The sequence below is a fragment of the Ahrensia sp. 13_GOM-1096m genome, from assembly GCF_000620605.1.
In the GTDB taxonomy this organism is placed as follows: Bacteria; Pseudomonadota; Alphaproteobacteria; order Rhizobiales; family Rhizobiaceae; genus Ahrensia; species Ahrensia kielensis.
The window spans coordinates 680,301-700,717 of record NZ_JIAX01000006.1 but is presented as its reverse complement, the minus strand read 5'-3'; the positions used below and the strand labels follow the sequence as shown (position 1 = coordinate 700,717).

Below are 20,417 nucleotides of genomic sequence, written 5' to 3'. Positions count from 1 at the left end.
ATTCCTCAAACATCGATACCACGCTCACACAGAACATTTGCCACATGACTTATACTAAGCGGAAAGCGCCTCTGTCATGACCATTTTAAATCTGTGTATTTCGCCAGTCACAGGCAGCGGCAGAGACATAATCTTGATATAGGCAGGGCTGCTCCTCATATAGTGGAGATGACGTTTTCGAGTTCATTTACGGAGTATAGCAAAGGTGCAGGTCGCAGTTGAAATGGGAAGTTTGACAGGGGGAGCCCCAGCCAATCTTGACATTGAAGAACTGCTGGCGACCCGTCTTTTGGTGCAAGGTAATTCCGGCTCAGGAAAATCGCATCTACTGCGCCGTCTGCTCGAGCAATCCTCGCAATGGGTTCAACAGGTGATTATCGATCCTGAAGGCGACTTCGTGACATTGTCAGAAAAATACGGTCATCTGGTTGTTGAGGGAGATCGCACCGAGGGCGAACTTGCTGGTATTGCCAGCCGCATTCGGCGGCACCGTGTATCCTGCGTTCTTTCACTTGAAGGGCTAGACGTTGAAGAGCAAATGCGCGCGGCAGCGACATTTCTTAATGCGCTATTCGATGCTGAACATGAGTTCTGGTATCCAATTTTGGTCGTGGTGGATGAGGCACAATTGTTTGCGCCAGCAGTTGGCGGCGAAGTATCTGAAGGCACTCGAAAAATGTCGCTGGGTGCGATGACCAACTTAATGTGCAGGGGCCGCAAACGCGGCTTAGCGGGCGTCATCGCAACGCAGCGCTTGGCTAAACTTGCCAAAAACGTAGCGGCGGAAGCCTCTAATTTTCTTATGGGGCGCACGTTTCTTGACATTGATATGGCACGCGCCGCGGACCTTTTGGGCATGGACCGACGTCAGGCAGAGATGTTCCGCGATCTAAAACGCGGTAATTTTGTGGGGCTTGGCCCTGCCCTTTCTCGGAGGCCCATTCCGATTGCTATTGGCGCAGTGGAAACACAGGCGCGCTCATCTAGCCCTAAATTGATGCCCATGCCTGACGTTGCAGAAAATGTTGAAGATCTGATTTTTACGCCGGACCCAGAGGAATTTAACCAGCTGCCACAACGCCGCGCACGGCCAGCACCGCGGCCAACAACGGATATTTTGGCTGAGCTTTCTCGCGCTACTCCGCTTAGCGATGCGCCCTTATCAAAGACGAGTGATAAGACGGCAACTCCTGAAATTTCTGCGGAAGAGCGCGAAGCCAGCATCTCCAATGTGCTGGAGGAAATTCTCTCCGATCCGCAGTCAGGTTACCGCACCGATTCAGCGCTGTATCAGGACTTTTTGGTTCGACTTCGCATGCGCCGCCTGTCCGGCTCACCAATGTCGCTCAGTGAGTTCCGTCGCCGCGTTGCCATTGCGCGTTCTGGCGTTGATGCAGAAACGCAGGACACGGAGACTTGGGCTACCGCCCTTTCCATGTGCACGATGGTGACGGATGATTTGCAGGGCGTATTTTTGATGCTCGCCTATGCTGCGATCAAAGGCGACACTTGCCCTTCTGATGCTCGTATTGCCCGCGCCTATGGCACTCATTCAGCGCGGCGAGCACGCAGGCTTTTAGGCTATTTCGAAGAGCAAGGCTTAATCATTGTTCATGCCGATCAGTCTGGCAAACGTATTGTAGGCATTCCTGAACTCGCATCTGAAACAGCACCGGGTGCTGCCGATGAGCCTGATGTGATTTCGCAAAGCGCTGAAGCTGCGGAGTAGCAGTTTGGTTTGGCGAGTATACTCGCCAGAAACACTCAAAAAATAGCGCAAGTAATTACCACTAATTTTATGATTTTCGGCAGTGTCTTGAATTATTTAAAAGAGTTGCAGTAATCAATTACACGATCATCGTAACTTTATAGAAACGACGCGTTCCCTACACAGCACTTTTCAGATGTTCAGCTTGGATATTTAGTTTTAATTATCGTAAAATTTATCGATTATTGCATTACGTCGATTTTATCCAAACAAATTTTCTGCTATTTCCCGTTCATGGATATCATCTTAATAACTGCCTTTATAGCGTCGCTCTTTTTGATTATCGGTGCAGCCGAACCGCTGGCTGCACGGCTACGTCTTCCCTATAGCGTAATCTTGGCGGTTCTTGGCATGCTTATCGGTGCAGGCGCTATCTTCTTTCTGCGCACTGAATTGACCGACGCATTGAACCCTGTCGCCGAGGCAATTCTTGGCCTGCCTATTCGTTCAAACGTGTTCCTCTATGTATTCCTGCCAACATTGTTATTTCAGGCAACGCTGGGAATGAACTTGCGCCGTATGCTCGACGATTGGGTTCCTATTTTAGTGCTCGCTGTCGTCGCTGTGGTCGTCGCTACTTTAAGTGTCGGCTATGCACTGGCATGGACGAGTACATTGCCACTTGCTGCCTGCCTGCTAATCGGAGCCATCGTATCCACGACAGACCCTTCGGCTGTGGTGTCGATTTTCCGTTCCATTTCTGCACCGCGCAGGCTGGCGCGTATCATCGAGGGCGAAAGCCTGCTGAACGATGCCGCGGCAATCGCGCTCTTTGGCCTGTTCATGGGCTTTGTGATGCTTGGCATGCCAGACCCGACCTTTACGGATGCGCTTGGACAGTTTCCCGTATTGATTGGCGGCGGCGCAATTGTAGGTTGGGTTGCAGCACGGCTGTCAGTATTGCTCATGTCAGTTTTTGTGCACCATGAACGTGCGCAGATTTCTGTGTCAGTTGCTCTTCCCTATCTCGTTTATATTGGTGCAGAACAAATTGTCGGCGCCTCTGGCGTAATCGCTGTCGTGACAGCCGGCATAACGATGAACCTAACAGGGCCCCACCGTTTGTCGCCGCAAGCTTGGTCAAACCTCAGCGAAGTGTGGGACCTCCTTGCACATTGGGCAGGCGCATTGATCTTTATTCTGGCTGCGCTTCTTATCCCAAGATTATTAGAAGAAGTGCGTGCCGAGGACTTTTTTCTAGTCAGCGTCGTCATTTGTGCCGCTGTGATCGCACGTGCGCTCATTCTGTTTGGGCTGTTACCGCTGCTTACATTGCTGCGCCTTTCGCCTGCCGTTGAACGGCCGTACCGCGTGGCTATCCTATGGGGCGGACTTCGCGGGGCGGTCACTCTTGCGCTGGCTTTGGCTGTTACTGAAAGTATTTGGGTTCCGATTGAAGTGAAGCGTGTGGTTGGCATCCTCGCCACAGGTTTCACGCTCTTCACTCTTCTTGTGCAGGGTACGACATTGCGGAGCGTCATTAGATGGCTCGGGCTTGATCGATTATCACCAATTGACGAAGCTTTATCACGTCAGGTCGTTGCGGTTGCGCTCCAAACCGTGCGTGAGGATGTGGAAAACACCACTGAGAATTATGAATTAAATCGCGAAATTGTACGCTCTGAAGCAAAGAAATTCGGTGAGCGATTGAACGACACAGTTCAAGCCGCAGAAGACGGCGCTGAAATTCTTGATCGTGACCGAATTACATTGGGACTGATTGCTCTTGCAGGTCATGAGCGCGACACTGTGCTTATCCGCATGCGAGAGCGGACAATTTCCCAACGTATGGCAGAACAAGTCTTATCGGATGCGGACCAGCTGATTGAAGGCGCAAGATCTGGCGGACGCTATGGGTATCAACGCGCAGCGCGAAAAACCGTGTCATACGGCCTAGATTTCAAAATTGGCGTGGCATTACAACGACGCCTGCATTTGTCTGGGCCTTTGGCCCGTATGACTGCTGATCGCTTTGAGCTCTTACTGTCACAGCGGCTTATTTTGCGCGACCTTGATGCGTTCATCGATAAACGTATTCGACGTATTCATGGGCGACGTGTCGCAGAATTGCTGCATGAGTTAGTCGCGCGCCGTGTGGAGGCGCTGGAGACTGCATTAGAAGGCCTGCGCCTGCAATATCCTGGATACGCAGAAAAACTCGAACGTCGCTTCATCCGGCGTACAGCACTACGCCTTGAAGAGCGTGAATATTCCATTATGCGCGAAGATGGGTTGATTGGAGCTGAGATTTACACAGCGCTGATGCAAAACCTGAATGTGCAACGTGCCGCAACTGAGAAACGTCCTTCGCTCGATGTTGCCATTCAGCGTTTAGAACTCGTCCAGCGTTTTCCTTTGTTTATTGGAATGGATGATTCTGCGCTCAAAAAGCTGGGACGTTCGCTCAAGACTGTTTACGTTAATTCAGGAGAGTTGATCATTGATAAGGATGATCCAGCGACGAGTGTTTACTTTATCGCCTCCGGTGCCGTCGAGCTTGAGAGCGCTGGTCAAACATGGCGGCGCGGCGGCGGGGAGATGTTTGGGCAAATTGCAATCCTGACGAAGAAAGCGGTTCGCACGCAAGTACGGGCAATCGCTCCTTCGACATTACTCGCGCTTGACGCTGATCGCTTCCGCCGCCTTCTTGCGCGTAGCCCTGCAATACAGCAAGCCATTCGCAACAGCGCAAAGGAGCGCGGCATAGACCCTGACGCGCTCATTGCTAAAGAACAATCAGGCACCCCACTCATTACGAAGTAGATGGTTCTTTTCCATCATTTGGCTAATCATATTTACACCAGCGCTTGCTGCTGCAATGATATTATTGACGGCGAGCAAGTATGCGATGATTGGAAATTGCCGCAGCCTTGGGAAATAACAATTTCCTCTGACAACATCGCCAAATGAGTAAATAACAGGACTTACGCCTAAATAATCAGCTCACATTGCCCGCTTTATAGGCAGTCTTAGTCTTGCTTAATATTTACGCATCAGCGCAAAATTCCGAAGTATTTTTACGGCTCATGCGCTTTCAATAGCTGGCTCGACGGGCTCATCTTTTTGTCGGCGAACCATCTAGAAATCCATGAAATGGAAGGCGCTGACCGCACAAAAATCTTTATAGGCAAGTACGATTGAAACTGTTTGAAACGCGATGAATATCATCCCGACTATCCAACCGATGCAGCGCAATGCGGGCAGTGCACGGCTTAGCGTGACAGGCGTGAGTGGGAACACCATGCTTGAAAACTTATATCAGTCGGGCAATGCTAAACTTCGTATTCCTGAACGTTATGAATCTGGTCCGCTTGAAGCGGTTATGATCAACATCGCTGGTGGCATGACGGGCGGCGACACGCTTGATTGGGATTTCAGCGCTCATGACAATGCCGAACTTACTTTGACATCGCAGGCCTGCGAAAAAATCTATAAATCTAGCTCAGGACAAGCAGTCGCCGATATTGCGTTAAACGCTTCTAGCGGATCGCACATAAACTGGTTGCCGCAAGAAACCATTGTTTTTGATCGCGCGAATTTGCTGCGCAAAGTCAATATTGATCTATCCGATAACGCCTCTGCGCTCATTGTCGAGGCGTTGGTGTTTGGCCGTAAAGCGATGGGAGAAATTGTAAAGGAAGCGGCGATCCGTGACCGCTGGCGCGTGCAACAAAATGGCGCTCTCATCCATGCGGAAGAATTATGGATATCTGGCCCGATTGATGAGCAATTATCGAACAAAGCAATTGCTGCGGGCAACAAGGCCATAGCGACGGTGCTTTTTGTGTCGCCTACCGCTGAGCAGTCCATGGCGCAGCTCAATAATATAATTGGTGAGAACGGCGCGGTGTCTTGCTGGAACGGCAAGTTGCTTTTGCGCATTTTAGCTATGGATAGCTATGATTTACGCCGCACCCTAATTCCTGTGATCCAATGCCTATCAGGCGGGCAAAAACTGCCGAAATGCTGGACGCTTTAGATGGAGACGATATGCAACTGACCCCGAGAGAAAAAGATAAATTGCTGATTTCAATGGCGGCAGTTGTCGCGCGCAAGCGCCTTGAGCGCGGCGTGAAGCTGAACCACCCAGAAGCCATTGCACTGATCACAGATTTTGTCGTTGAAGGCGCGCGCGACGGGCGCAGCGTTGCCGACCTCATGGAAGCAGGCGCGCACGTGATCACCCGCGCACAAGTGATGGAGGGCATCCCTGAAATGATCCACGATATTCAGGTCGAGGCCACTTTTCCCGATGGCACAAAACTCGTGACCGTGCATGAGCCGATTAGATAGGAGAACATCTATGATCCCCGGTGAAATTATTACCGCCAAAGGCGACATCACACTCAATGAGGGCGCTGAATCTATCACGCTTAAAGTCGCCAACACGGGCGACCGTCCGGTGCAAGTGGGCAGCCATTATCATTTTTATGAAACCAATGCGGCGCTGACATTTGACCGCGATGCTGCGCGTGGCATGCGGCTTGATATTGCGGCTGGAACCGCTGTTCGGTTTGAACCGGGCCAAGAGCGTGACGTAACGCTTATTCCTGTTTCTGGCGCACGCAAAATTTATGGCTTCAATGCTAAAATAATGGGAGATCTATAATGCCTACAAAACTCCCCCGTTCAGAATATGCTGCTATGTACGGCCCAACGACTGGCGACAAAGTGCGGCTTGCCGATACGGATTTGATTATTGAGGTCGAACGCGATCTTACAACTTACGGCGAAGAGGTGAAATTTGGCGGCGGCAAAGTCATCCGCGATGGTATGGGCCAAGCACAAACAACACGCGCAGACGGCGCTGTTGATACGGTTATCACCAATGCGCTGATCGTCGATCATTCCGGCATCTATAAAGCCGATGTCGGCCTAAAAGATGGGCGTATTTGCAAGATCGGCAAAGCGGGCAATCCTGACACACAGCCAGGTGTCAACATCATCGTTGGACCGGGCACAGAGGCGATTGCAGGCGAAGGGAAAATTCTCACTGCTGGTGGGTTCGACAGCCATATCCATTATATTTGCCCGCAGCAGATTGACGATGCGCTTTATTCGGGCGTTACCACAATGCTTGGCGGCGGCACTGGACCAGCTCATGGCACGCTTGCAACGACATGTACGCCGGGGCCTTGGCACTTAGGCCGCATGATACAAAGCGCAGATGCCCTTCCGATGAATCTTGCATTTGCAGGAAAAGGCAATACGTCATTGCCCGGCGCATTGCACGAAATGGTGCTGGGAGGCGCATGTGCACTCAAGCTGCATGAAGATTGGGGCACCACGCCTGCAGCTATCGATAACTGCCTAAATGTTGCAGATGAATTCGATGTGCAAGTGATGATCCACACCGATACGTTGAATGAATCTGGGTTCGTCGAAAACACGGTCGACGCATTCAAAGGTCGCACCATCCACGCATTTCACACCGAGGGTGCTGGCGGCGGCCATGCACCGGACATTATTAAAATTTGCGGCCTGCAGAACGTACTGCCCTCCTCCACCAATCCGACACGGCCTTACACGATCAACACGCTGGAAGAGCATCTGGATATGTTGATGGTTTGCCATCACCTCGACAGCTCAATTCCAGAAGACATTGCATTCGCCGAAAGCCGTATTCGACGCGAAACAATTGCTGCTGAAGATATTCTGCACGATATGGGCGCGTTCTCGATTATCGCATCTGACAGTCAAGCGATGGGCCGTGTGGGCGAAGTTCTCATTCGCACTTGGCAGACGGCCGATAAGATGAAGAAGCAGCGCGGCCCACTCAAAGAAGAGACAGGCGATAACGATAATTTTCGCGTGCGCCGCTATATTGCAAAATACACCATCAACCCAGCGATTGCGCATGGCATTAGCCATGAGATCGGCTCGATTGAGGAAGGCAAGCGCGCAGACTTGGTGTTGTGGGACACCGCATTTTTTGGTGTGAAACCAGCGATGGTTTTAATAGGCGGCACAATTATTGCTGCACCGATGGGCGACCCCAATGCCTCCATCCCGACACCGCAGCCAGTGCATATGCGCCCCATGTTTGGTGCGTTCGGCAAAGCGCTCACCAATTCCTCTGTAACTTTTGTAAGCCAAGCGGCGATTGACGACGGTCTCGCACATAAGCTTGGAACCGAAAAACAGATGGTGGCGGTGAATAATACACGTGGAGGCATTTCCAAATCATCGCTTATTTTGAACGATGCGACACCGCATATGGAGGTTGATCCTGAGACATATGAAGTTCGTGCAGATGGCATATTGTTAACGTGCGAACCAGCAAGCGTACTGCCTATGGCACAGAGGTATTTTCTGTTTTGATTAAGGCCACGACAACGATTTCTCATACCCACTCACCAGCTGATACGATAACGCTGGATGAAACTGCGCGGCATCGCAGGCGTGTTAAAATGACATCAGACAATGGCATTGAGTTTCTGCTGGATTTGCCTGAGGCCAAATTGCTGCGCCATGGCGAGGGACTGGTCTTGGATGACGGGCGTGTGATTGAAGTGCGTGCAGAGCCAGAGGATTTATTGGAAGTGCGTGGGCGCGATACGCGGCATTTACTTGCGCTTGGCTGGCAAATTGGCAATCGACATTTGGCAGCACAAATTGAAAGCGACCGCATACTTATCCGTCAAGATCATGTGATAAAAGAGATGCTGATTGGCCTTGGTGCCACCGCCGTAGAAATTCGTGCACCGTTTAATCCAGAAGGTGGTGCTTATGGCGATGTTCATAAAGGACATCATCACCATGACTAAAAGTTTGACTGGCACAGTGATGATATATTGCTCGATAGTATTATCGACGACTGGCAGCGCAGAAATTCAGAAAAATGAATGATAGTGCATCGCTATTAAAACTCATGTCTTGGCTCTCGCCTGTATTTCCCACAGGTGGATTTGCCTATTCATCTGGTCTTGAAACTGCAGTGCAAAGCGGCCTTGTCGTTAACGCCGATGACTTGCAAGATTGGCTTAAAACAGCACTCAGCAACGGCGCATTGCACAACGATGCCGTTCTATTTGCCGCCGCTTGGCGAAAGAGCAACGCCCCTAAAGAACTAACTAAAATCGCAGAAATGGCACTTGCGCTTGCCGGAAGCGCAGGGCGTTACTTAGAAATGACCGCACAAGGCGATGCATTTATAAAAGCTGTCATAAGCTGGCCAGATATGGATGATGTTCGCTTCCCCTCGCCTTGCCCGCTTTGTGTTGCGGTTGGTGCAGCGGCTGGTGCCTGTAAGATTGACCTAACGATTGCTTTGTCCGCCTATCTGCATAGCGCGATTACGAACCAAGCGCAGGCGGCAATTCGCCTGTCGGTCACAGGTCAAAATGGCGCTTCAAACATTATGGCCACGCTTGAGCCAGATATTATAGCATTGGCAGAATTTGCGGCGCAGAGCGATATGGATGATGTTGGCAGTGCTGCAATGAATGCAGAAATCATGTCGATGCGCCATGAGCATTTGAATGGAAGGATGTTCCGGTCGTGAACCAATCAAATAATGGACCATTGCGTGTTGGTATTGGCGGGCCAGTTGGCACCGGCAAAACAACGCTGACAGAAAAACTATGCAAAGCAATGTCGGGCAAATATTCCGTGGCCGTTGTCACAAATGATATTTACACGCGCGAAGATGCTGACGCATTGGTGCGCTCGCAAGCATTATCATCAGATCGCATCATCGGTGTTGAAACCGGCGGCTGTCCGCATACGGCTATCCGCGAAGATGCGTCGATCAATTTGCAAGCGATTGATGAACTTAATACGCGTCATCCTGATCTTGATATTATTTTCATTGAGTCTGGCGGTGATAATCTGGCGGCTACATTTTCACCAGATTTGGCGGATTTGACGCTCTATGTGATTTCGGTTTGTCAGGGCGGCGATATACCGCGCAAAGGCGGCGCAGCGATCACGCGATCTGACTTGCTCATCATCAATAAAACCGATCTTGCGCCTTATGTGGGTGCAAATCTTGAACAAATGGATGCGGATGCAAAACGCGCCCGAGGCCAGAGACCTGTTCAATTGAGCGATCTATCGCGCGGAAGCGGCGTCGAAGAGATTGTATCATTTCTCGAAAACCATGGCGGCCTATCGAAGCCCGCTTAAACCTGTCGCCTATTTTTTACTCAGAAGACTATCGCCGCCTAAAAAGAGTGCATGTTCATTTAAATATACTGGTCACGTTTTTAAATGCGCGCCAACTTAAATCGTTAAGTATTTGATAATAAATGATTAAATCGCGAGCCGCGAAACTGGCACGCATGTTGCAATACACGAAGCGATATTAACGAGCTTTGGAGTTATGCAATTGAACAAGGTGACACGCCGCTTCGCACTGGCCGGTGCAACTACACTTATATCTGTTTCAATGTTGTTTTCAGCATCAGCACAGGAAGAGACAATCAAGATAGGTGTTCTGCATTCACTATCTGGAACAATGGCGATTTCAGAAACGACGCTTAAAGACACGATTGAAATGCTGGTTGATCAGCAAAATGAAAAAGGCGGTTTGCTGGGCAAGCAACTTGAAGCCGTTGTCGTTGATCCGGCGTCTGACTGGCCGCTATTTGCTGAAAAAGCGCGCGAGCTTTTAACGGTTTCAAACGTTGATGTGATTTTTGGATCATGGACATCGGTGAGCCGCAAGTCGGCACTTCCGGTTCTTGAAGAGCTCAATGGTTTGATGTTCTACCCTGTTCAATATGAGGGTGAAGAATCTTCTAAAAACGTATTTTACACAGGTGCTGCTCCCAACCAGCAAGCTATTCCAGCGACCGATTATTTTTTAGAGGAGCTTGGCGTTGAAAAATTTGCGTTACTCGGCACCGACTATGTTTACCCCCGCACAACGAACAACATTCTTGAATCATACCTCAAAGGTAAAGGCATTGCGGCAGAAGACATCTTTGTCAACTACACGCCCTTTGGCCATTCCGATTGGTCGAAAATTGTGGCCGATGTGATCGCACTTGGTGCTGACGGTAAAAAAGTTGGCGTGATATCCACGATCAATGGTGATGCCAATGTTGGCTTCTATAAAGAGTTAGCTGCCGCTGGTGTTTCTGCCGATGACATTCCTGTTGTCGCATTCTCCGTCGGCGAAGAAGAATTGTCTGGCCTTGATACATCCAACCTTGTTGGACATTTGGCTGCTTGGAATTATTTCCAATCTGCCGATGCCCCAGCCAATGCAGAATTCATCAAAACGTGGAAAGCGCGCATGGGCGAAAAGCGTGTGACCAACGATCCGATGGAAGCTCATTATATCGGCTTTAATATGTGGGTGAACGCAGTAACGGCAGCTGGCACAACGGATGTCGATGCGGTTCGCACTGCAATGTATGGCCAGAAGTTCCCGAATTTAACCGGCGGAACAGCAGAGATGCTTCCAAATCACCATTTGTCAAAGCCAGTTCTTATGGGTGAGATTCAAGCCGACGGGCAGTTTGACATCATCAGCCAGACAGAACCTGTACCGGGCGATGCATGGACCGACTTTTTGCCTGAGTCCGCTGTTTTGAAATCGGATTGGGCGACCCTTGGTTGCGGTATGTACAACACCGAAACCAGCACATGTGTTCAGATCAAATCGAACTACTAACAGTCCTCTCAGACTGAACAGGTAGGGCCGCATTCGTGCGGCTCTGCTTTCCCTGATCACCGGATAAAATCTATGTTTCGCATTTTGATAGCAGCCGTGATGCTTTTCATCACAGTATTTTCAGTCTCCGCGCAATCGGCTGATCTGCAAACAATTCTGCAAGAGAATAGCAAAGCGGTGGAGCGTTCATCGCGCACGACCATTTCGCCAATTCTTGACGCACTCTTGGAAAATGAAAGCACGAACGTCTCCACATTGCTGGAAAACTGGCAGAGCAAAAAACTTTGGATGCGGAAAAGCGATGGTCTGTTTTTCTTTGTGGAAAATAGCGATGCTGCCCCCATTGAACTGATTGATATCGAATCCAATGATGTTGCAGGCACTGCAGATAAATCAGAACTCAAAGAGCTGCGCCCCAATAGCGGTGTGCGCGCCGTCATGGCTTCCACGCTTGTTCGTTTTCAACTCATTGATGAAGACCAAATTCAACGCACGAACGCTTTGACTGCGATTGAACGCGACCCCGATGAAAGCCATTTAGACGTTCTACGCACAACAATAACTGACGAGCCTGTCGCTGCCATTAAAACGCGCATGGAACGCTTAGAGCGATTACTGACTATCCGCTTTGATAAGGATAGTACTGCGCGCATTGATGCGATCACTCACTTTGCTGGCGACACCAATATTGACGTTAGAGCCATGCTCAATCCTATTTTGGCGACGCAGATCAAAACAGCAAAAGAAATACCTGAAACTGAAAATGTCGCGCAGCGGCTTTCTGTAGGCAATGGCATAGCACACGACGCAGCTTATCAGCTTTTGGTCGATAATGATCTTGCGCCACAGCGCATTACAACAAAGGCGCGTGACGCTGCGCTAATCGCCAATATTACGGACGGTAAAATTGGTGGTTTTGATGTGGCGAGTTTGAACACGGAAGCGCGCCGGATTGAAGTCTACCAGGTACTCGCAAGTAAAGAGATCGTTCCGCCGTTCATTACAGAAAAGGCGGTTCAGGCTGCCCTTGATGGCCATGTCTTTTACGACGCATATATAGAGCAAGACAGTGCCGTGACCGATGCAGCACGCAATACGGTACGTTCAATCAATACACGCGTTGGCGCGTATCAGGGCGCTGATTTGGGACTTGATGCGCTTTCGCTTGCATCGATATATTTTCTAGCAGCCATCGGCCTTGCGATAACCTTCGGCGTGATGGGTGTCATCAATATGGCACACGGCGAATTCATCATGATCGGTGCTTATACGGGGTATGTCGCGCAGCAATTGATACCCGATTACACGCTATCGCTTATTGTCGCGCTGCCTCTCGCCTTTGTGGTCGCGTTTGGGGCTGGCGTTGCGCTGGAACGGTTGGTTATCCGTCATCTTATGCACCGCCCATTGGAAACGCTTTTGGCGACCTTTGGTATTTCCATCGCGCTTCAACAATTGGCAAAAAACATTTTCGGCACACAAGCCCGTCCGCTGACATCTCCCGCATGGCTTGATGGGGCATGGGTATATAACGACATCGTGTCAATCAGTTACATTCGCATCGCGATTTTTGTGTTGGCCTTATTGTTCTTCGCTCTTTTGCTCTTCATTTTGAACCGCACACGGCTTGGCCTTGAAGTGCGAGCCGTTACACAAAACCCGCGCATGGCTTCATCAATGGGCATCAATCCTGATAAGATAAACATGCTCACCTTTGGCCTTGGCTCGGGCATTGCAGGCATTGCAGGCGTTGCTATCGGCCTATTCGGTCAGGTCACGTCAGAGCTTGGTTCTAACTACATCGTGCAAAGTTTTATGACAGTCGTGGTTGGCGGCGTTGGCAATATTTGGGGCACGTTGGCTGGCGCGAGCATGATCGGCGGCCTGCAAAAAATCATCGAGTTCTTTAACCCGTCCAACACATTGGCGGCACAGACATTCATGATCATTTTCATCATCATTTTCATTCAGTTCAGGCCTAAAGGGATTATCGCCCTTAAAGGTCGCGCGGCGGGAGACTAAGAACTATGGAGCGTAGCTTTCTCATTCGCCAACCGTCGGTGCTGATATTCATTGGCCTGTTGGCGCTCTTCACCATCGGTGCCACCATCCTGTCGGAAGGCTTTGGCCTCGGGCTGATATCAACAAGCTTTATCAAGACGCTTGGCAAGACGCTTTGTCTTTGTCTCATAGCTTTGGCGATGGATTTGGTATGGGGATATTGCGGTATTTTATCGCTTGGACATTTCGCATTCTTCGGACTTGGCGGCTATATGATCGGCATGTGGCTGATGTATGCGCGCACCGAGCAGATTGTCATCAATTCGCTTGCCAATGCCCCGCTGCCGCCAACATCTGGCGAGATTAGGGATGCTATCGGCTCCCAGATTTTCGGCGTTGTGGGGGGAAGTGAAATCCCCACCATATGGACATTTGCCCATTCGTTCCCGATACAATTAACACTGGTCGTACTTGTCCCTGGATTGCTGGCTCTTGTCTTCGGCTGGTTAGCATTTCGCAGCCGCGTGACGGGTGTTTATCTTTCAATTTTGACACAAGCTATGACGCTCGCATTAGCGCTTTATCTGTTCCAAAATGACAGTGGCTTGCGCGGGAACAATGGTCTTTCCGGCCTTCAAAATATTCCTGGGGCTTCTAACGTTTCGCAAGATACTATCTCTATCTGGTTTCTTTGGGCCTCTGCGCTCGCACTTGGGCTTGGATATCTTTTTGCCGCTTGGTTGGTATCGGGAAAATTTGGCAGCGTTATTCGTGCCATTCGCGATGACGAAACGCGGGTGCGTTATCTTGGCTATTCCGTAGAAGCTTATAAGCTTGTGGTATTTGTTATCACGGCCGTTATTGCGGCCATTGCAGGTGCGCTTTATTACCCACAAGCAGGCATTATCAACCCTGCTGAAATCGCACCGATTGCTTCAATTTACTTGGCTGTTTGGGTGGCGATTGGTGGCCGAGGCCGTCTCTATGGTGCCATCATAGGCGCAGCTTTCGTCTCGCTTATTTCAAGCTGGTTCACATCTGGCCAAGTGCCGGATGTGCCGCTTGGATTTTACACAGTCAAATGGGTCGACTGGTGGTTGGTGCTGCTTGGCTTTGGTTTTGTGTTGGTCACTTTGTTTGCACCCAAAGGTCTTGGCGGCTTGTTTGATCGATTGGTGCGGAGGCAAGACGCATGAGCAAAAACCCAACATTACTGGAAGTCTCCGGCGTCTCTGTCACTTTTGATGGGTTTCGCGCAATCAACAATTTGAGCTTTCAAATTGGGAGCGCAGAACTGCGTGCCGTCATCGGGCCAAATGGTGCTGGCAAAACCACGATGATGGATATCATTACTGGCAAGACACGGCCTGATACTGGAAAAGTAACTTATGGGCGACCGGGCAAGAACCTTTTAAAAATGAATGAAAGTGCAATTGCGCGCGTCGGTATTGGGCGTAAATTTCAAAGGCCCAGTGTTTTCGAAAGCCAAACTGTATTCGATAATTTAATTATGGCGCTCAAGAAAAGCCGTTCACCATTGGATGTTGTTTTCTACCGCCGTGATGACAGCGATGTTTCGAAGGTGGAAAAGCTAGCGGGTGAAATCGGTCTTGCAGATCAATTGCAGCGTTTATCTGGTGAATTATCGCATGGGCAAAAACAGTGGTTAGAGATCGGTATGTTGCTGGCGCAAGACCCGCAGCTTTTGCTTGTTGATGAACCTGCTGCGGGCATGACACCCGAGGAGCGCGAAAAGACGACCGACATATTGCGCAAAGCTGCTGAAACGCGGGCGGTTGTCGTTGTTGAACACGACATGGAATTTGTGCGCCGTTTAGATTGCCGCGTCACCGTGCTGCATGAAGGCGCGGTACTCGCCGAATGCAGCATTGATCACGTGACGCAGGATCAAGCGGTTATTGATGTATATTTGGGGCGATAAAAATGCTGAGCATTGAAAATTTAGACCTTCATTATGGTCAATCAAAAATCTTAAATGCGGTATCAATGTCTGCTTCTGTTGGACAGGTAACCTGCGTCATGGGCACCAATGGCGTTGGTAAGACAAGTCTGCTTAAAGCCATTTCTGGCGTGCATCATCGCTCAAGCGGTCAGGTGTTTTTGGACGGCGAAGAAATTGCTAAAGTCCCGTCTTACAAACTCGCTATGAAAGGCATCGGCTATGTGCCGCAGGGACGCGATATCTTCCCGTTATTGACCGTGCGCGAAAATTTGGAGACAGGATTTTCGTGCCTTCCGAGCGGCGCGCATAAAATCCCTGACGAGATATTTGAACTCTTTCCTGTGCTCAAAGAGATGGAAAACAGACGCGGCGGCGATTTATCGGGCGGACAACAACAGCAATTATCAATTGGTCGTGCGCTTATTACAAAGCCGAAGCTACTACTGTTGGATGAGCCCACAGAAGGTATTCAGCCCAACATCATCCAACAGATTGGCCGTGTGATCGAATATCTGCGCGACCAAGGCGATATGGCGATTATCCTTGTCGAGCAATATTTTGACTTTGCTTACAATCTTGCAGACCAATTCTATGTTCTCCGCCGAGGCGAAGTGACAATGAGCGGTGATAAGAGGACCGTAAGCAAAGCTGAAATGCTGGATGCCGTTTCGGTTTAAACTCAAACCAAACGCGATTGTCCACAGACGAATTCGACAGTAATTAACAGCTATCAGATAGCTTAGTCAGAAGACTATAAACGGATATACAGGCCAATCTGACAACTTATTCTGATAATAACACTTCAACAATTACGTCTTGCGTTTTGAATAGCGAATAATCCCACCTCCTAAAATAGTGGCCTGCTTGTGCAATATTGTGCCATTGAAAGAACTGTGTAGTATCCTTTCTCAGGATGACCGGTGTCATGCGACCGTCATACAGCAGGAATAGTCGGAACACGCGTAAACGAAGAAATAAACACTGATTTACAATTGTTTACCCTGTTAGAATTGACAAAAAATGGAGAGAGTAATGAACCTAAAAATAATGTTATCGACAGTTGCTATTGTAGCGCTTTCAACAACCGCTCAAGCAGAAACATTGCGGTTATTGACATGGGGCGGCTACGCACCGGACGATGTTGTTGCCAAATTTGAAGCGGAAACTGGCCACAAGGTTGAAGTCACAAAATCCAACAATGAAGAAATGATCGCTAAACTTCGTGCGACCAATGGCGGCGGCTTTGATCTTGCACAGCCAAGCCAAGACCGTATTGCGGGCCCACAGGCAGAATTCGGTATTTACAAGCCTTTGGACCTTTCAAAAATTGAAACAGCCCTTTTCATTCCGTCTATGTTGGAAGCAACTAAAGGTAACACCACTTATGAAGGCGACGTCTATGGCGTTCCACATATTTGGGGCACCAGCGGCTTGATCGTTAATTCATCAACAGCCGCTGACATCAAGGATTACACAGATCTGTGTAATGATTCAGTATCTGGCAAAGTTTCTTATCGTCTCAAGCGCGCAACGCTGACCGGTTTTGCCTTTGCAATGGGCATGGACCCATTTGCAGCCTATGGCGATGAAGCGGCTTACAAAGACATTCTTGATAAGGTCGAAGCAAAGCTCATCGAATGTAAGAGCAATGTGAAAGCTTACTGGGATGGCGGTGATGAGATTAAAAACCTGCTTCGTTCCGGTGAAGTTGTTGCGGCTATGGCGTGGGATACAGGCGGCTGGCAGCTGAACGAAGACAATGCGGACATCAACTATGTTGCCCCAACTTCAGGTGCTTTGGGTTGGATTGACACATTTGCAATTCCTGCACGCGGCCGTGCCGATGAAGCTGCATATGCTTGGATCAACTTTGTGATGAAGCCGGAAATTGCGGCAATGATCACAGAATCTGCAGGCAACTTCACGGCCTCACAGGGCGGCGATGCCAATGTTAATGATGCCTTGAAACAGCGTTATCAAGCAAGCTTCCCGCAAGAGGCGATTGACAATGTGAAATGGTATCCTGTTGTTCCTGCTGGACTGGAAGCACTGGAAGGTGCTGCACTGGACCGCATTAACGCTGCTCAATAATTGCGTCCTGCTTTTATCTTGCATAATATAAAGAAGCGCGGTTGCCGCGCTTCTCTTTTTTGAAAGCTTAAATACACATGCCTTCCACACCGGACCTCGAATGTCGTGCGATCTCAAAAAGTTTCAAAGACTTTAAAGCTGTTCGAGACATAAGTTTTAGTGTGCCACAAGGCACTTTTTTCTCCATTCTTGGTCCATCGGGCTGTGGTAAAACCACGCTCCTACGCATGATTGCCGGCTTTCAGGAAGCTTCTAGCGGTGACCTGTTGATCAAGGGCAAATCAATGCTCAACGTCGCACCAAACAAGCGTCCTGTCTCAATGGTCTTCCAGCATCTCGCTTTGTTTCCGATGATGAGCATTGGCGCTAATGTTGGCTTCGGCCTGCGCCAACGCGGCGTGAATAAGTCAGACATCAAAAAGCAAGTGGAACAGGTTTTAGAACGTGTTGGTCTCGGCGGCACAAGTGATCGCGCTGTCAGCTCTCTTTCGGGCGGCCAAAAGCAACGTGTTGCAATTGCACGCTGCATGGTGCTGGAGCCTGATGTGCTCTTATTGGATGAGCCGCTTGGCGCGCTTGATCTGAAATTACGCGAGCATATGAAAATCGAATTGAAGCAACTGCAATCTGAATTCAACACCACCTTTGTTTACATTACCCATGACCAGTCCGAAGCATTGGTCATGAGCGATCAAATCGCGGTAATGAATCATGGTGTGTTTGAGCAAGTCGGCACTGCGAAAGAGCTTTACTATGAGCCGCAAACAGCTTTCGTTGCTGGATTTGTCGGCGAAGCAAACCGCTTCCACGCGACTGTGGACATAGTAAAAGACGGTGTTCTCAACTTAAAAACACCTGAAGGCAAAAGCCTCAGCAGCCTTGATCTGGGCCAAGGCCTTACCTATGGCAACAAAGTGGATGTTTTTGTGCGACCTGAAGCTGTGCGTTTGTCGCGCATCGCAAAAGACGTGGCGAAAATGGGAAACACAGGAACAGGTATCGTCGAAAACGTATTGTTTAACGGTGCCAACAGCCAGCTTATTTTGCGTGATGCTACCAATGCCGCATCTATGAATGTGGCGCTGCCGCAAACTGGAGAATTCCGCGACCTTGCCGTTGGCGATACAGTGCACTTTGGATGGGCGCCGGAGCAAACCCGTTGTTTCGCGCATCAAGGCAATTGATATGAAGTCTGATAAATCCAAGCTCACATTCTGGTTGCTGTTATCCCCCTTGGTCATCTGGCTGGCGACACTGATTGTTCTGCCGCATGTCGGGATGTTTTTGGTTTCACTTCGCGAGAAAGTTGGCATACGCGAATATGAAACCAGCTTTGCCAATTACGCTGTTTTCTTTAATGAACCGCTTTATTGGAACACTTTTGCACGCACTGCTTATATGTCGATTGCTGCAACACTGCTGACCTTGTTCATTGGCTTCCCCATTGCCTATTACATTGCCAAGCTGACACGCGGCCGCACAAAAACAACGCTGTTTTTAATGTGTCTTATTCCATTTTGGGTAAGCGAACTTGTACGCACATTTGGCTGGATGATCCTGCTTCGCGAAACAGGTGTCGTCTCGCAATTGCTGCAATATGCAGGGCTGGTCGATGGGCCAATTGAAATGCTCTACAATGATGCCGCGATCATGACCGGACTGGTCTATACGTCCATGCTCTTTATGGTCGTGCCATTGGTCACAACACTCGACAGTCTTGATGATAGCTTGATCGAGGCGGGCTACGATCTTGGCGGAACGAGCTTTTCTATATTGCGCGAGATTGTCATTCCTCATGCCATGCCCGGCATTGTATCAGGGTGCATCGTTGTTTTCATGCTTTCGCTTGGTAATTATCTCACGCCTATTTTGCTGGGCGGTAAAGACAGCCTTTGGTTCACTGGTCTGATTTACAGCCAGTTTATCACCCGCTTTAATTGGGAACTTGGCTCCGCATTTGGCTTCCTGCTGCTGGGACTTTCATCACTGATCGTGTTCCTTGGGCTAAAGCTTTCAGGACAATCTCTAAGCAAGACGATGGCCCGCTGATATGATTACAACGATCCCGCAAAATTCAGCATTCAAATGGTCGTACCGACTTTATGTCACGCTGTTCTTTATTTACTTGGCGCTACCATTAGCGACCGTTTGCGTCTTTGCATTCAACGATAGCGTCTTTCCGTCTCTGCCTTGGGAAGGTTTTACTTGGGCTTGGTTCTTTGGTGATCAAGCGCCTTATATAGGGGTGTTTCATGAGCGCCCTATCCTGCGCTCGGTCGTCACTTCAGGCGTTGTCGCGTTTTGGGTTGCAACCCTCTCGGTCTTTGTCGGTACGTGCAATGCGTTTCTATTTGTACGTTACGAGTTTCGCGGCAAAGCGTTCTTATATATTTTGATGCTTTTGCCCTTGATCATTCCCGGCATAATTTTGGGCATTTCAATATTGGTATTCACATCAAATGTTGCCAACACGCTCGAAGACGCAACAGGGCTTTGGTTTGATGGGCTACGGCCAGGTATTATTCTAGTTGTTCTTGGCCAGTTCTCGTTCATTACCACATTTGCAACGCTGGTAATCTCTGCGCGATTGCAAAAGTTTGATAGCAGTCTTGAAGAGGCAGCGCTTAATCTTGGCGCAACACAATGGGGCGCGATACGCGCTGTCACATTGCCGTTTTTGTTTCCCGCCATGGCAGCGGCAGCTGTTGTTGCTATCTTGATGAGCTTTGAGAATTTCAACACAACACTCATGCTCGTTGGCTCTGATGCACCACTGACAATTACAATGTTTGACCGCCTAAAGCTTGGTTCAACACCAGTGCTAAATGCAGTTTCACTTCTGTTAATTGTGGGATCAGCAATCTTGGGCTTGGCTTCGTTACTTTTGCAAAAGAAATAATATTAGCGATCTTTAAGCCCAAGGGCTCAAACACCACCTTCGAAAACACGTTTACGCGCATTTTCAACATGGG

General features: G+C 49.4%; 18 protein-coding genes. All 18 read left to right on the top strand.

What is annotated here, in order from left to right; translation table 11 throughout:
* The first annotated feature begins 205 nt into the window (after positions 1-205).
* Entirely contained in the window at positions 206-1,729 is a 1,524-nt protein-coding gene (locus N530_RS0103715; RefSeq protein WP_026479614.1) for an ATP-binding protein, read from the top strand.
* 273 nt (positions 1,730-2,002) lie between these two features.
* On the top strand, positions 2,003-4,531 hold the full coding sequence (locus N530_RS0103710) for a cation:proton antiporter (RefSeq protein WP_026479613.1): 2,529 nt from the start codon (positions 2,003-2,005) through the stop codon (positions 4,529-4,531).
* Positions 4,532-4,925: 394 nt separating this feature from the next.
* Complete coding sequence (locus N530_RS0103700; RefSeq protein WP_026479612.1) at positions 4,926-5,747, top strand: urease accessory protein UreD; 822 nt, start codon at positions 4,926-4,928, stop codon at positions 5,745-5,747.
* Positions 5,748-5,758: 11 nt separating this feature from the next.
* Positions 5,759-6,061, top strand: a complete 303-nt coding sequence (locus N530_RS0103695; RefSeq protein ID WP_018689532.1) for an urease subunit gamma — start codon at positions 5,759-5,761, stop codon at positions 6,059-6,061.
* A gap of 10 nt (positions 6,062-6,071) precedes the next feature.
* Positions 6,072-6,377 carry an urease subunit beta gene (locus tag N530_RS0103690; RefSeq protein WP_018689533.1) on the top strand — a complete coding sequence of 102 codons (306 nt, stop codon included), beginning with the start codon at positions 6,072-6,074 and terminating at the stop codon, positions 6,375-6,377.
* Entirely contained in the window at positions 6,377-8,089 is a 1,713-nt protein-coding gene (gene ureC / locus N530_RS0103685; protein WP_026479611.1) for an urease subunit alpha, read from the top strand. Before N530_RS0103690 ends, ureC begins: the two co-directional genes overlap by 1 nt.
* On the top strand, positions 8,038-8,535 hold the full coding sequence (locus tag N530_RS0103680) for an urease accessory protein UreE (protein ID WP_256374301.1): 498 nt from the start codon (positions 8,038-8,040) through the stop codon (positions 8,533-8,535). Before ureC ends, N530_RS0103680 begins: the two co-directional genes overlap by 52 nt.
* A 74-nt stretch (positions 8,536-8,609) precedes the next feature.
* Complete coding sequence (locus tag N530_RS0103675) at positions 8,610-9,272, top strand: urease accessory protein UreF (RefSeq protein ID WP_035266133.1); 663 nt, start codon at positions 8,610-8,612, stop codon at positions 9,270-9,272.
* The gene (gene ureG, locus N530_RS0103670) at positions 9,269-9,895 is read left to right on the top strand and encodes an urease accessory protein UreG (protein ID WP_026479608.1); all 627 of its coding nucleotides are present in this window, start codon (positions 9,269-9,271) and stop codon (positions 9,893-9,895) included. Before N530_RS0103675 ends, ureG begins: the two co-directional genes overlap by 4 nt.
* Positions 9,896-10,091: 196 nt before the next feature.
* Positions 10,092-11,390 (top strand): urea ABC transporter substrate-binding protein, encoded by a 1,299-nt coding sequence (urtA, locus tag N530_RS0103665; protein ID WP_026479607.1) that lies wholly within the window; start codon positions 10,092-10,094, stop codon positions 11,388-11,390.
* A gap of 72 nt (positions 11,391-11,462) precedes the next feature.
* Positions 11,463-13,412: an urea ABC transporter permease subunit UrtB gene (gene urtB / locus N530_RS0103660; protein ID WP_026479606.1), complete on the top strand. Its 1,950-nt coding sequence runs from the start codon at positions 11,463-11,465 to the stop codon at positions 13,410-13,412.
* Positions 13,413-13,417: 5 nt separating this feature from the next.
* Positions 13,418-14,587 (top strand): urea ABC transporter permease subunit UrtC, encoded by a 1,170-nt coding sequence (gene urtC, locus N530_RS0103655; protein ID WP_026479605.1) that lies wholly within the window; start codon positions 13,418-13,420, stop codon positions 14,585-14,587.
* Positions 14,584-15,333, top strand: coding sequence for an urea ABC transporter ATP-binding protein UrtD (gene urtD / locus N530_RS0103650; RefSeq protein WP_026479604.1), 750 nt, complete (start codon positions 14,584-14,586; stop codon positions 15,331-15,333). Before urtC ends, urtD begins: the two co-directional genes overlap by 4 nt.
* Positions 15,334-15,335: 2 nt before the next feature.
* Positions 15,336-16,031 carry an urea ABC transporter ATP-binding subunit UrtE gene (urtE, locus tag N530_RS0103645; protein ID WP_026479603.1) on the top strand — a complete coding sequence of 232 codons (696 nt, stop codon included), beginning with the start codon at positions 15,336-15,338 and terminating at the stop codon, positions 16,029-16,031.
* Positions 16,032-16,386: 355 nt separating this feature from the next.
* Entirely contained in the window at positions 16,387-17,445 is a 1,059-nt protein-coding gene (locus N530_RS0103640) for an extracellular solute-binding protein (protein ID WP_026479602.1), read from the top strand.
* A 77-nt stretch (positions 17,446-17,522) separates the two neighbouring features.
* Entirely contained in the window at positions 17,523-18,629 is a 1,107-nt protein-coding gene (locus tag N530_RS0103635; protein WP_026479601.1) for an ABC transporter ATP-binding protein, read from the top strand.
* A 1-nt stretch (position 18,630) separates the two neighbouring features.
* Entirely contained in the window at positions 18,631-19,494 is an 864-nt protein-coding gene (locus tag N530_RS0103630; RefSeq protein ID WP_018689546.1) for an ABC transporter permease, read from the top strand.
* A 1-nt stretch (position 19,495) separates the two neighbouring features.
* The gene (locus tag N530_RS0103625; protein ID WP_026479600.1) at positions 19,496-20,344 is read left to right on the top strand and encodes an ABC transporter permease; all 849 of its coding nucleotides are present in this window, start codon (positions 19,496-19,498) and stop codon (positions 20,342-20,344) included.
* Positions 20,345-20,417 lie beyond the last annotated feature (73 nt).

Excerpts from the sequence above, each read along its gene's own strand:
- N530_RS0103625 (WP_026479600.1), top strand. The coding sequence starts at position 19,496 with ATGATTACAACGATCCCGCAAAATTCAGCATTCAAATGGTCGTACCGA.
- N530_RS0103635 (WP_026479601.1), top strand. The coding sequence starts at position 17,523 with ATGCCTTCCACACCGGACCTCGAATGTCGTGCGATCTCAAAAAGTTTC.
- urtB (WP_026479606.1), top strand. The coding sequence starts at position 11,463 with ATGTTTCGCATTTTGATAGCAGCCGTGATGCTTTTCATCACAGTATTT.
- N530_RS0103690 (WP_018689533.1), top strand. The coding sequence starts at position 6,072 with ATGATCCCCGGTGAAATTATTACCGCCAAAGGCGACATCACACTCAAT.
- urtD (WP_026479604.1), top strand. The coding sequence starts at position 14,584 with ATGAGCAAAAACCCAACATTACTGGAAGTCTCCGGCGTCTCTGTCACT.
- urtA (WP_026479607.1), top strand. The coding sequence starts at position 10,092 with ATGCAATTGAACAAGGTGACACGCCGCTTCGCACTGGCCGGTGCAACT.
- ureC (WP_026479611.1), top strand. The coding sequence starts at position 6,377 with ATGCCTACAAAACTCCCCCGTTCAGAATATGCTGCTATGTACGGCCCA.
- N530_RS0103630 (WP_018689546.1), top strand. The coding sequence starts at position 18,631 with ATGAAGTCTGATAAATCCAAGCTCACATTCTGGTTGCTGTTATCCCCC.
- N530_RS0103640 (WP_026479602.1), top strand. The coding sequence starts at position 16,387 with ATGAACCTAAAAATAATGTTATCGACAGTTGCTATTGTAGCGCTTTCA.
- N530_RS0103710 (WP_026479613.1), top strand. The coding sequence starts at position 2,003 with ATGGATATCATCTTAATAACTGCCTTTATAGCGTCGCTCTTTTTGATT.
- urtE (WP_026479603.1), top strand. The coding sequence starts at position 15,336 with ATGCTGAGCATTGAAAATTTAGACCTTCATTATGGTCAATCAAAAATC.
- N530_RS0103695 (WP_018689532.1), top strand. The coding sequence starts at position 5,759 with ATGCAACTGACCCCGAGAGAAAAAGATAAATTGCTGATTTCAATGGCG.
- N530_RS0103700 (WP_026479612.1), top strand. The coding sequence starts at position 4,926 with ATGAATATCATCCCGACTATCCAACCGATGCAGCGCAATGCGGGCAGT.
- N530_RS0103675 (WP_035266133.1), top strand. The coding sequence starts at position 8,610 with ATGAATGATAGTGCATCGCTATTAAAACTCATGTCTTGGCTCTCGCCT.
- urtC (WP_026479605.1), top strand. The coding sequence starts at position 13,418 with ATGGAGCGTAGCTTTCTCATTCGCCAACCGTCGGTGCTGATATTCATT.